This is a genomic window from Bacillus sp. EKM206B (genome assembly GCF_011066015.1).
Taxonomy (GTDB): domain Bacteria; phylum Bacillota; class Bacilli; order Bacillales; family Bacillaceae; genus Bacillus; species Bacillus velezensis.
Genome location: NZ_JAAMNL010000010.1, coordinates 120,786 through 132,484, shown reverse-complemented (window position 1 = coordinate 132,484; position 11,699 = coordinate 120,786). Strand labels below are relative to the sequence as shown.

The window sequence follows — 11,699 nt, the reverse complement described above, 5'->3', positions numbered from 1 at the left end:
ATGGCTCCACAGGCAGGATTCGAACCTGCGACCGATCGGTTAACAGCCGATAGCTCTACCACTGAGCTACTGTGGAATAATCAGACTTTCTTCATTATAAATGATGCGACATATTGTGTCAAGAAGCAACATTTATTTTTTCGAGAAAGTATCGTTGTCTCTCAACGACTTTTATAATTTAACACAGATCATTGAAATGAGTCAAGCCTTTTTAAAAAATTCTTTTGATTTTCCCTCTGCATTTTCCGCAGGCATATCTTTCCGGGTTCATTGCCCGCTTCTTTATATACTGTTGGCCGCAGGCCGCGCATCTATACATATATGTTTTCTTTTGTGTCTTTTTGGTTTGCAGCGGCGTGCAGAATCTCGGCGCTCCGACTTTCTGAAGCAGGTCTCTGAAGTCTTTGTCTCTGTGCTTGTACCCTTTTCCTTCAAGGTGAAGATGGTAATGGCACAGCTCGTGTTTGATGATGCCTTCCAGCTCGCTCCGCCCGTGTTCGAGAAGATATTTTCGGTTTAATTCGATGTTATGGGAAGACAGCATGTAGCGGCCGCCTGTCGTTTTCAGCCGGTCATTGAAAAAGGCCCGGTGACGGAACGGCTTTCCGAAATCCTGTGCAGAGATGTCTTCCGTCAGCTTTTGAAGTTGTTCGTTATCCATATGTGCACCCCGCTTTAAAAACATTGAACGGGACAATTCACCGTTCGCATACAATGTGTTAAAACCGACCTCTAACTAAAAGCTGAGGAGGAATGAGCCATGCCGAATTGGCTGATGAAACAAATGCAAAAAGCGTTTTTAGAAAAGGACAATTACCAAATCAAACTGCTGAACCAGTGTTGGTATTTCTACAGAAAAAAACACTGCTCGTAAGCAGTGCTTTTATTTTACCATAGACAGCGACACTCTGCCTTTTTGCACGTCCACCCCTTCGACCCATACGGTGACGATGTCTCCGACCGATACGACGTCGAGAGGATGTTTGACGTATTGATTGCTCAGTTTTGAAATGTGCACAAGCCCGTCCTGTTTGACGCCGATATCGACGAAAGCGCCAAAGTCTACCACGTTGCGGACGGTGCCCTGCAATTCCATTCCTTCCTTTAAATCCTCAAGCTGCAGAACGTCTTTTTTCAGCAAAGGCTTCGGCACTTCGTCACGAGGATCTCGCTCCGGCCTTGTCAGCTGCCCGCAAATATCCGCAAGCGTAATTTCCCCTATACCGAGCTCTTCAGCCGTTTCAGACAGCGGCAATGCGCTTATTTTCTCTTTTGCGTCCGCGCTTCCGATCTGATCCGCAGTGAGCTGCAGTTTTTTGAGCAGCGCCTTTGTCTCTTTATAGCTTTCCGGGTGTATCCCGGTGCGGTCGAGCGGCTCCCGTCCTCCGGGCACTCTCAAAAAGCCGATGCACTGTTCATATGTTTTTGCGCCAAGACGCGGGATTTCTTTCAGCTCTTTGCGGTTTGTAAATTTTCCGAGCTCTTCCCTTTTTTTAACGATATTGCCGGCAACGGTTTTGGATAACCCGGCTACATATTGAAGCAGCGCGGCTGATGCTGTATTGACATTCACCCCGACTTGGTTGACGACGGTCTCTACGACAAAACGGAGAGATTCGTTTAAATGTTTTTGGCTGACATCATGCTGGTATTGCCCGACACCGACGGATTTAGGATCAATTTTCACAAGCTCGGCCAGCGGGTCCTGCAATCTTCGCGCGATGGAGACGGCGCTGCGCTCTTCGACCTGAAAATCCGGAAATTCCTCACGGGCGATTTCCGACGCGGAATACACGCTTGCTCCGGCCTCATTGACGATGACATAATAAATGTCCCGCTCTGTTTCTTTCAGCACATCAACGACGAATTGCTCTGTCTCCCGTGATGCCGTGCCGTTTCCGATCGCCACAACCTCGACTTCGTACCGGTCCAGCAATTCTTTGATTTTTTTTCGGGCTTCCGCTGTTTTTTTTACGGGAGCGTGCGGGTAAATGACGTCGATTTTCAGCACTTTTCCCGTCTCATCAACGACTGCCAGTTTGCACCCCGTACGGAAGGCCGGATCGACGCCGAGCACGACTTTTCCCTTCATCGGCGGCTGCAGCAGGAGTTTACGCAGGTTTTCAGCGAAAATATGGATCGCCTGCGCGTCTGCTTTTTCTGACAGCTCTTTGCGGATATCGCGTTCAATAGCCGGCTGGATCAGACGTTTATAACTGTCCTCAATGGCTTCTTTAAGCGTTTCTTTCACAGGTGTTTCACGGTGTTTGATGATTTGCTTTTCTAAATAAGCTTTTATCTGATCGGCGGGCGGTTCGATCGCAATCTTTAAAATGCCTTCTTTTTCACCGCGGTTCATCGCAAGCACTCTGTGAGGAACGACCTTTTGGATCGGCTCTTCGTACTCGTAGTACATTTCATAGACGTTTTTCTCGTCATCTGCGGCTGACTTGCCTGCCGCGGAAGTGAGAATTCCTTTTTTATACGTTTCCTGGCGGATCCACTTTCTGAAATGAGGATCATCCGAGATTTGTTCGGCTATGATGTGCTTCGCGCCTTCAATGGCTTCCTCTCTTGAAGCGACTTCTTTTTCTGCACTGATATATTGATCAGCGATGTCGTGAAGGCGGTTTTCTTTCGGGAGAGAAAGAATATAGTCCGCAAGCGGTTCAAGGCCTTTGCTTTTGGCGACGGTGGCTTTTGTTTTCCGTTTTTGTTTGAAGGGACGGTATAAATCCTCGACTTCCTGAAGCTTGACCGCTTGCTCGATTTTTTGCTTCAGCCCTTCCGTCAGCTTGTCCTGCTCGGAGATCAATCTGATGACTTCTTCTTTCCGCTGCGTCAGGTTTTGTATGTATTGCCACCGCTCGGAGATTGCCTGAATCTGCACCTCGTCCATTGAGCCGGTCTGCTCTTTTCGGTACCGCGCAATAAACGGGACGGTATTGCCGTCTTCCAGCAGGCGGATGACACTTTCGACATGTTTTTGGGATAACGCTGTTTCTTCAGCAATTTGTTTTTTCAAAAGGGCTAACGTTTCCATATCACAAAAGCCTCCATCTCTTCTTTCTTTCTCTAGTGTATCAAAAAACGGCGGAACATAAAAAAAGCAGCCTTACGATAAAAGCTGCCCGAGAATATAGGTCAAATCATCACGTCTGGATGTTGTGTACGGATGAAGTGATTTTGATATTTCTTCTATTGAGTGTCCCTGCTTTAAGCAGGTGCGGATATGCGGAACCTCAAGCCCATCCGTGTAGATGATGAATGTCGCCCCTTTTTCGTATGATGACGTATACGTTTTGTATCTTTGCGGTTTGCCTGAGAGGTAACCCGAAATCGGCAGCGGATGAAAGACTTCGCCTGATGGGGAGTGCAGGAAGAAACGGACGTTGCCGATCGAGCAGTATGTCAATTCCCTTTTGATGAAATTGATTTTTAAGATGGAGGCAGTCGCCCCTCTTTTGTTTTTCATCGCTTGATTGCAGCGCTCAATGATGCTTTCCACATCCTCATCCGCATACGTTTCCACGATGTCTTTAATGGCTGACGAGGATTCGTTGGCAAGAGATCCGCTGCCGAGACCGTCCGCTACCGCGCAAACTAATTCTTCTTCATTCGCCTTCATAAAAAAGCTGTCGCCGCATATGGACTTGCCTTCTTTATTTAATTGGTATACAAGAGTTTGAACATGTTCATTTTCTTCAACCTGAATCATTACATTAGCTCCATGGAGGGATCTCCAATCAAGGCCTCTCTCAGTTTTTTCACCGCTTTCCGCTGCAGGCGCGAGACGTGCATTTGAGATATTCCGAGAATGTCCCCTGTTTCTTTTTGGCTTTTATTTTGCACAAATGTTAGATCGATAATCTGTTTTTCGCGGTCGGACAGCACATGAAGCACGCTTTTGATCATCATCTGCTGGTTGACGCGTTCGTATCCTTCCTCCTGCGACCCGACGATATCTAAAATTGTGACGGTGCTTCCGTCCGCATCCGCTTCGATGCTGTGATCGACAGAAAGCGCCTGATAGCTTTTTCCCATCTCCATCGTTTCAAGCACTTCCTCTTCTGACACATCGAGAAAGGCTGCGATTTCTTCGACTTTCGGCGACCGCTGCGTCTCTGTCGTCAGCTGATCCACCGCCATTTTAATGCGCGGCCCGAGTTCTTTAATCCGTCTCGGGACGTGTACGCTCCATGTTTTATCTCTGAGGAAGCGTTTGATCTCGCCGATGATGGTCGGAATCGCAAATGCTTCAAAGGATTTGCCGACCTCGGGATCATACCGTTTAATGGCTCCGAGAAGTCCGATCATCCCGACCTGGCGGAGGTCTTCGTGAAAGCTTTTTCCTTTTGAATATTTCTTTGCCAGCATTTCGACGAGATTGGTATACACCTCGACGAGTGTTTCCTGGGCTTCTTTATTATCATGTGTTTGAAAGTCGCGTATGAGCCGATCAACTTCATCTTTAGTTAGTTTCGTAGTTTTTGATGGTTGTGCCATGATCAACTCGCTCCCCATTTAAATACTTTGTCATCGCCACGGTTACGCCAGAGTTGCTTTGAACTTTGACTTCATCCATGAGCGTTTCCATTAAATACAGACCGAGCCCTCCTTCTGACAATTGATCGACTGTGTGCGAAGGTGTGTACGGCCCGAGATCCTGCTGCTTCTGATCAAAATCAAAGCTGTCTCCCTGATCGGCGACAATGACCTCCAGCCGATCCTCAAACACACCGAACCGCACGGATACTTCTCCCTTATTTTCATCGTTGTATGCATGCTGGACAGCGTTTGTACAAGCTTCGCTGACAGCGATTTTTAAATCTTCAATGTCATCATAAGTATAGCCCATTCTGCTTGCGACACCTGATAACGTAAGCCTGACGATTCCTACATATTCCGGTTCGGCCGGAATTTTCATCTCTATATAATCAACTGATGTACTCATTGCACGCCACCTTCTGACTTTGCCGAAATGTCGATGATGTCCTTAAGCCCCGTAATTTCAAACAGACGGACGAGCCGGTCGGAAAGATTCTCAAGCTTGAGAGAGCCGCCTTCCTTGCTCACCGTTTTAAACACGCCTACAAAAACGCCTAAACCCGTACTGTCCATATAATTTACATCTTTTAAGCAGATTCTCATGTCCTTCCCCTCGTTTGCCAGGGGCATCAGCTTTTCACGAACCACCGGAGCTGAGTATACATCGATTTCTCCAGCGATATTGATTTGTATATCTGAAAGATTCTCCTTCATATCTACCGTTAAATTCATCGTATCACCTCTGAAAGTTATCCTTACTCGTGCTAATGGCTTTTTACCCGTGCTGCTGTTTTTTTAAACCTTTCTTTTCAAAACAATTAACGTAAAATCGTCATGAAGCTGAAAGTCCTGAAGTCTCAGCAGGCTGTCGTAAATATTTTTGACCATATCCTGCGCGGAGCAGTCCATATGTTCTTCCAGCATGCGCTGAATGTCGCTGCGTTCTAAGAAACCGTTTTCGGTGCGGCATTCGGTGACGCCGTCAGAAAAAAGAACGATCATGTCTCCTTCGTCCATGTGCTGTTCATATTGGCTGTAATCAAAATCCTGGGATATTCCCAGCACCAATCCTTTTGCCTCCAGATCATAAAACTTTTTTTCTTTTTCAGAGTAGTAGAAGCCCGGTTCATGCCCCGCAGAAGCATATGTAAATTGGTGATTTTTCGTATTGTAGTTTGCGTAAAACATGGTGATAAACATGCTTGAGTCCACGTTCTGTTCTACAACGCGGTTAAGATTTTTCAGCACTTGGGAGGGGTGAATGCCGATCTCCGGAAGAGAGTCCATGGCATACTTGATCATCGACATGCACAATGCGGCGGGTATTCCTTTTCCGATGACATCGGCTATCGCGATGTTAATCGATTCCTTGTCTTTGACAAAGTGATAATAGTCCCCGCTCATTTGCTTGGCGGGGACGCTGATCGCCCCGATATCCAGCTCTTCTTCTTCAGGAATTTTTGTGCCCAGCAGCGTCTGCTGAACATTTGCGGCAATTTCAATTTCTGAACGAAGCTCCTGCTGGATATCTCGCAGACTTTGGTGTTCCTGATAAGCCATCCCGTAGCCAATCATGACTTCTATTAAAAAATCCAGCGAATGAAAAACATCTTCCGGCAGATCCGGATACAGTTCCTTTACCACTTTTCGGTGGATGCTGATGATCTCCTCCGGAGGAACCTGATGTTCAATCGTTTTTCGGCTGAATTTTTGGGCTTGATATAAAGATGTTTCTGTTAATTCGGCTATATATCGGCTAAGCAGCTGATGATACCGCTGCTCTATAACCTCCCTGAAATCCACGTTCTAACCTCCTACCGAAGCCATTTTACGGCTTGAATCTCTGTTCCTTCCTCTGCAACAGATTGCAGGCTGAATTCGTCCATCAGCCTTTTGACGCCCGGAAGTCCCGCTCCCAGTCCGCCTGACGTTGAAAAGCCGTCTTCCATCACTTTACGGATGTCGGGGATTCCGGGTCCTTTGTCTTCTGCTATAATTTTAAGGCCTTTTTTCCCTCTGTCGTTTACTTGTTCTATGCTGACCTGGCCCTTGCCTGCATATAAGTAAATGTTTCTGGCCAATTCTGAGATAGCCGTCGTGATTCTGGCCTGGTCCACCGTGCCGAAGCCTAATTCCTTCGCAACGTTGCGGCCAAGCTGTCTGGCGGCTACGATATCCCATTCTGTCATGATTTTCACACAGGATTGGTCGTTCATCGCTATTCCCCCAATTCCCGCTTCAATGTCTCAAGCCCTTGCTCTAAATCGAGCGCCGTTTCGATTTCCTCAAGTGAGATTCCGAGTTCAATCAATGTGACCGCCACAGCCGGCTGAATTCCCGTCAATACGACCTTTGCACCCATCAATTTAGACATGGTGATGACATCGCCGAGCACTTTCGCGATAAATGAATCGATCATGTCAACGGATGTCAGGTCAATGACGACCCCGTTTGCGCCGGTTTCATAGATTTTGTTCAGCAGATCTTCTTGAAAATGCAAAGCTGTCTGGTCGTCAAGCTCCCATTGGATGGATACCAATAAGCAGTTATACAGTTTCAGGATCGGGATTTTTGGATGTCTCACAATGTTATTCCCCCAATGAAACGATTTTTCGATTTGTCATTTCAAGCGCTGTTTGAATTCCTTTTTGAAGGGTATTCTTCGTAATAACCTGCGACAAATCAATTCCCAGATTAACGATCGTCTGCGCGATTTCCGGACGGATTCCGACGAGCAGGCATTTCGCGCCGACAAGCCGCACCGCTTCCGATGCCTGAATAATATGGTGCGCCACCATCGTATCAACGACCGGCACGCCCGTGATATCAATTAATACAACCTGGGAACGGTGCTTCACGACGCCGTTTAACAGATTTTCCATAATGTGCTTTGCACGCTCCGTATCAATCGTCCCGACAAGCGGCATGACCGTTACATGCTCAAATACCGGGATCAGCGGAGCCGACAATTCCTGAAGCGCGATTTTTTGCAAAGTAACCGTTTTTTCCCAGGAGATAGAATACTGATTTAAGATTTCCGTGTTGATCGGATTGAAAAAGCTGTCTATTTCCAAAATCAAATCTGCTCTGTCCTGATCGGCCATATTAAGGTCGACCATCGTTTCGTAAAGCAGTTTCCAAAACTCTGACAGGGTGGCTGAAAGAAGTTTCAGTGACAGGCCGAGCTGAACGGCGCGCAGTGCGAGTTCACTGATCTGCTCTTCCGTGGCCTCGTCATTTTTAGTCGATAATAAAAGAATGTCTATATAGTCTTTACAAATATTTTCACATATGTGATTCGTAAGCTGATAGTCTTCCTGATTGCCTACTTCTTTTAGTTTGGCTGTCCAAGTATCAAGCAGTTCATCATGCTGATCAATGATGAACTGATACACTTTCTGATTCGACATGGGTTTCACTGACCTCCCGACACAAAACAACAAATTTTGTTTGATTATCTCTTTATTATAGCGCTTATGTTTTTCGAAAACAAAAAAAGTTGCTCTATATGAGCAACCAAAATATGACTAAAAATCAATGAGTGCCAAACTGATTTGCAGGGCTTCATCAACCTTATCCATCATTTCATCATCCAGATGAGTTATTTTATCCGTTAATCTTTGCTTGTCAATCGTCCGAATTTGCTCCAGCAAAATAACGGAATCTCTTTCAAAACCGTAGCGTTTTGCATCAATTTCGACGTGGGTTGGTAATTTCGCTTTCTGTATTTGGGCTGTTATGGCTGCAACAATAGCAGTCGGGCTAAAGCGATTTCCGATATCATTTTGGATCACTAAAACCGGGCGTACGCCGCCTTGCTCTGAGCCAACAACAGGAGATAAATCAGCAAAATAAACATCGCCGCGCTTTACAATCAAAATGATTATCCTCCGCTGACTAAGCGCTCAACGGTCGTTTCTGCTTCGCACTCAGCATAGTGAGCCTCAGAAGAGATATTCAAGTTGATTTTCGCCATTTCCATATACCCGCGTCTCATCAAATCACGGTTATGGCGAGTTGTCCGTTCGCTGACATACGCTCTCACTGCTTGTGATATCAGTTCGTTTCTGCTTCGTTTCTCCCGCATCGCTACACCATCCAATTCAGCTACTAAGTTTTCGGGCAAGCTGATTTTCATTTCGGTTCTTGCGCTGGATTCAGACAAAAAACATACACCTCCACCAAACTTACGGATACGACCAATACATCCATCCAGACATAATGATACCATTATTCAAACGTCAAGCAAAGCTGTTTTATAAATTCTCTTTTTCCGGATGACGGCTACTTGTTTGTATTATCTTGCAGTAAAGGATTTCTTACTTCCATTATACTCTCATTTTCCAAAAACATACGGGGAACGCGGGAACTAATGGTACAAGGGACCTCGTAATTAATCGTCTCAAGCCGCCCTGCGATTTCATCCATCGTGATCGTTTCTCCCTTCTGGCTGCCGATCAGGGTGACTTTGGTGCCCGGCGGATAAGATTGATCTAATTCGACCATCAATTGATCCATGCAGATTCTTCCCGCGATGTTCATCCGTTTGCCGCCGATCAGCACAGACGTGCCGCTCAGCTTGCGGAGCCACCCGTCCGCATAGCCGATGGGAACCGTTCCGATCCATTGATCCTTCTCTGCCGTATATGTTGCGCCGTAGCTGACGCTTTCCCCTTTGCGGATCTTTTTCACATGGGATAAAACAGAGTGCAGCGCAAAAGCCGGCTTTAATTGAAACGGAATTTCGCTTTGGATGTCAGCAGAAGGACGAAGCCCGTACATACTGATGCCGAAACGAACCGCGTTAAAGAAGCCTTTTTTAAGACGAAGTCCGGCAGCGCTGTTCGCGCAGTGCACCATCAATTCTTTTAAAGGAAGCGGAGCGATCAATGTTTTAAAGCGGTCAAACTGGAAGAGGAAATAATCTCTGTTTTTCTCATCCGCGGTAGCAAAGTGGGTGAATACGCCTTTACAGACTAAACCGGGATTTTGGCTGAGGATTTTTAACACGCTTTGGATTTCTTCCTCCGTTTTGACTCCGAGTCTGTTCATGCCGGTGTCGACTTTCAGATGAAACGGCACTGTCGCACTTCCGAGGTGGCGCGCAGCTTCCTGAAGCCATTCAACAGAATACCCCGTGAGTGTTACGTCATACTCGGCAGCTGCTTGTACATATTCGGGCGGCACGGCGCCAAGCACGAGAATCGGCGCTGTAATGCCCCGTTTTCTCAATGAAATCGCTTCATCCAGTATGGCTACGGCAAGACAAGAGGCACCCGCTTCAAGCGCGGCTTTCCCAACTTCCAAATCTCCGTGGCCGTAAGCGTTCGCCTTTACAACCGCCATGAGATGGACGTTTTGCCCGATGTGTTTTTTCATATGCGTGACATTTTCTTTAATCGCGGACAGGTTGATTTCCGCCCACGTTTCTCTGTAAAAGGATGCTGTGTTCATTCGATACACTTCCTAGCATTATTTTCAATTCATATTGTTATTATCATACTAAAATTATTCTGCAAAGTGAAATGGAATCAAAAAAGAGACCGACAGCGGCGGCCTCTTTTTTGACGTTATTTTGACGACTGTCCCTGCATGCTTTTGGCGGCGGCCACCATTTCATCTTTTGTAAGATCCTGTGATGAAAGAAGATAATCCACTCCGTCATATGTCCACGTTAAAGACGTATCAGATAATGCCGCAACCGTGAAGCCGAGATTAACCGGTTCGCCTTTCAGCGTGACGGCAGAAGCGGCTTTTGCGATATGGGCTTTTTCTTGAATAAGGGTGAATGATTTTTCTCCGCCGTAAGTCATGACGATCCGTTTGCCGTCCGCCGTTGAAATATCTTTCTCTTCAAGCTTTTTGACGCCGGCCGGCACTTGAAGCGGTGTTTTGACCGCAAATGAATCAGACGGCTTGGCGCTTGTGGCGACGTCCATCTGGGAAAGCGTCATATTTTTCTTCTCGTCAAAAGAGTCTTTATCAAACGGCTTGTTGAATTCAAAGCTTTTGAATTCGACTTTTACCATCACTTTCCGGTCTGTATCCATGACTTTGACGAGCGACGGGCTCATGTCCTTTTTGTTGAAAGTGATTTCCTGAGTCGGCAGCATTTTGTTGTGCTGATAGTTTGTTTTTGTTTCAAACGTGTACTTTTTATCTTTGGCGGAATAGACGGCGTCTTTGTCATGCTGCACGTCCTTTACAAGTGACTCAAACAAATATACTTGGCTGCTGTTATTCGGCCAGTCGCTTTGGAATCTGAAGCTCTTATTTAGAGACGGCGTGAGGACAAAGACTCCGTTGGCGTTCCGTAAAATGACTTGGTTTTGGTCTTTTTTCGGATTTTCCAGATAGACCCGGTACAGGGAAGGTTTTTTATGCCAGATTTCCACATTGTATACTTGCGGATCACTCCCCGTTTCAATGGTCATTTTGGCTTTCGCTTTGTACGAGGTGTATTCTTTCGCCTTCTTATCTAAACCGTTCACGATATCTTCCTGTGATTTTTGGCCGCAGGCCGAAAGAATAAGGACGGCAAGCAGTCCCGTTAAAAGCAAAACAAAGCTTTTTCTCACCTTTTTTCAACCCCTTCTTCTCAATTGATGTAAAGGGAAGAAATCGCTTGTTTGACTTTAACGGTACGCCCTGAACGGACGGACGCGTACCATAAAAGCCTCAAACAACTTGTCTCCCTTAATGCACTATCAAATATATGAAGGGGTTCCGGCTAATATGCAGACTAGCGTGACAACCTTTCAATCACGACCTGTGCCGCGGCGTATTCTTTTGTATGGGTAATGGAGACGTGAACCGCCGCGCCGTCAAGCTTGGCGCAGGCCAGCACAGGCTTTCCCGCTTTGTCGTTTCCGGTTTCAATATCCTGAAAGCTGAGCTCTTTGCCGATACCTGTGCCGTATGCTTTCGAAAAGGCTTCTTTTGCCGCAAATCTTCCCGCGAGAAATTCAATTTTCCTTTTGTCCGACAGCAATGTAAAACGGGCGTATTCAGCTTCCGTCAATATTCTTTGCGGAAACCTCGCCTGCCGGCTGAGCATGTTTTCAATTCTGTGCAGTTCAACGATGTCGATTCCGATTCCGAAAATCATGTGAATTCCTCCTAAAAGTCCGTACTAAAAAACGGTTTATGTC

Annotated in this window: 16 protein-coding genes and 1 tRNA gene; 1 reads left to right on the top strand and 16 read right to left on the bottom strand. The window is 46.4% G+C overall.

Annotation, left to right across the window (positions count from 1 at the left end; translation table 11 throughout):
• Window position 1: 1 nt before the first annotated feature.
• A tRNA-Asn gene (locus G9F50_RS16980) sits at window positions 2-76 on the bottom strand.
• A 135-nt stretch (window positions 77-211) separates the two neighbouring features.
• The gene (locus G9F50_RS16975; protein ID WP_060563118.1) at window positions 212-661 is read right to left on the bottom strand and encodes a SprT family protein; all 450 of its coding nucleotides are present in this window, start codon (window positions 659-661) and stop codon (window positions 212-214) included.
• Window positions 662-760: 99 nt separating this feature from the next.
• Here G9F50_RS16975 and cmpA point away from each other — a divergent pair, with 99 nt between their 5' ends.
• Window positions 761-874, top strand: coding sequence for a cortex morphogenetic protein CmpA (gene cmpA / locus G9F50_RS16970; protein ID WP_003156164.1), 114 nt, complete (start codon window positions 761-763; stop codon window positions 872-874).
• 9 nt (window positions 875-883) lie between these two features.
• Here cmpA and G9F50_RS16965 read toward each other — a convergent pair whose 3' ends face one another.
• From G9F50_RS16965 to acpS, 14 genes are all read right to left on the bottom strand, one after another.
• Complete coding sequence (locus tag G9F50_RS16965) at window positions 884-3,043, bottom strand: Tex family protein (RefSeq protein WP_060563117.1); 2,160 nt, start codon at window positions 3,041-3,043, stop codon at window positions 884-886.
• Window positions 3,044-3,115: 72 nt separating this feature from the next.
• Window positions 3,116-3,718, bottom strand: coding sequence for a phosphoserine phosphatase RsbX (gene rsbX / locus G9F50_RS16960; RefSeq protein WP_003156170.1), 603 nt, complete (start codon window positions 3,716-3,718; stop codon window positions 3,116-3,118).
• Window positions 3,718-4,506 carry an RNA polymerase sigma factor SigB gene (gene sigB / locus G9F50_RS16955; protein ID WP_003156171.1) on the bottom strand — a complete coding sequence of 263 codons (789 nt, stop codon included), beginning with the start codon at window positions 4,504-4,506 and terminating at the stop codon, window positions 3,718-3,720. The genes rsbX and sigB overlap by 1 nt, the downstream gene beginning before the upstream one ends.
• Complete coding sequence (gene rsbW / locus G9F50_RS16950) at window positions 4,472-4,954, bottom strand: anti-sigma B factor RsbW (protein ID WP_007609591.1); 483 nt, start codon at window positions 4,952-4,954, stop codon at window positions 4,472-4,474. Before rsbW ends, sigB begins: the two co-directional genes overlap by 35 nt.
• Window positions 4,951-5,280, bottom strand: a complete 330-nt coding sequence (gene rsbV / locus G9F50_RS16945; RefSeq protein WP_003156176.1) for an anti-sigma factor antagonist RsbV — start codon at window positions 5,278-5,280, stop codon at window positions 4,951-4,953. The genes rsbW and rsbV overlap by 4 nt, the downstream gene beginning before the upstream one ends.
• Window positions 5,281-5,343: 63 nt before the next feature.
• Window positions 5,344-6,351: a PP2C family protein-serine/threonine phosphatase gene (locus G9F50_RS16940; RefSeq protein WP_003156177.1), complete on the bottom strand. Its 1,008-nt coding sequence runs from the start codon at window positions 6,349-6,351 to the stop codon at window positions 5,344-5,346.
• A gap of 11 nt (window positions 6,352-6,362) precedes the next feature.
• Window positions 6,363-6,764, bottom strand: coding sequence for an anti-sigma regulatory factor (locus G9F50_RS16935; RefSeq protein WP_003156178.1), 402 nt, complete (start codon window positions 6,762-6,764; stop codon window positions 6,363-6,365).
• Window positions 6,765-6,766: 2 nt separating this feature from the next.
• The gene (gene rsbS, locus G9F50_RS16930) at window positions 6,767-7,132 is read right to left on the bottom strand and encodes an RsbT antagonist protein RsbS (RefSeq protein WP_003156180.1); all 366 of its coding nucleotides are present in this window, start codon (window positions 7,130-7,132) and stop codon (window positions 6,767-6,769) included.
• 4 nt (window positions 7,133-7,136) lie between these two features.
• Entirely contained in the window at window positions 7,137-7,958 is an 822-nt protein-coding gene (locus tag G9F50_RS16925) for an STAS domain-containing protein (protein WP_003156182.1), read from the bottom strand.
• A 117-nt stretch (window positions 7,959-8,075) separates the two neighbouring features.
• Entirely contained in the window at window positions 8,076-8,426 is a 351-nt protein-coding gene (gene ndoA / locus G9F50_RS16920) for a type II toxin-antitoxin system endoribonuclease NdoA (protein WP_003156187.1), read from the bottom strand.
• 5 nt (window positions 8,427-8,431) lie between these two features.
• Window positions 8,432-8,713, bottom strand: a complete 282-nt coding sequence (gene endB, locus G9F50_RS16915; RefSeq protein ID WP_003156188.1) for a type II toxin-antitoxin system antitoxin EndoAI — start codon at window positions 8,711-8,713, stop codon at window positions 8,432-8,434.
• 119 nt (window positions 8,714-8,832) lie between these two features.
• Window positions 8,833-10,002 (bottom strand): alanine racemase, encoded by a 1,170-nt coding sequence (gene alr / locus G9F50_RS16910; protein ID WP_025284272.1) that lies wholly within the window; start codon window positions 10,000-10,002, stop codon window positions 8,833-8,835.
• A gap of 116 nt (window positions 10,003-10,118) precedes the next feature.
• Window positions 10,119-11,126 carry a LolA family protein gene (locus tag G9F50_RS16905; protein ID WP_007410230.1) on the bottom strand — a complete coding sequence of 336 codons (1,008 nt, stop codon included), beginning with the start codon at window positions 11,124-11,126 and terminating at the stop codon, window positions 10,119-10,121.
• A 164-nt stretch (window positions 11,127-11,290) separates the two neighbouring features.
• A complete protein-coding gene (acpS, locus tag G9F50_RS16900; protein ID WP_007410229.1) occupies window positions 11,291-11,656 on the bottom strand; it encodes a holo-ACP synthase in 366 nt (121 codons plus the stop codon).
• Window positions 11,657-11,699: the final 43 nt, after the last annotated feature.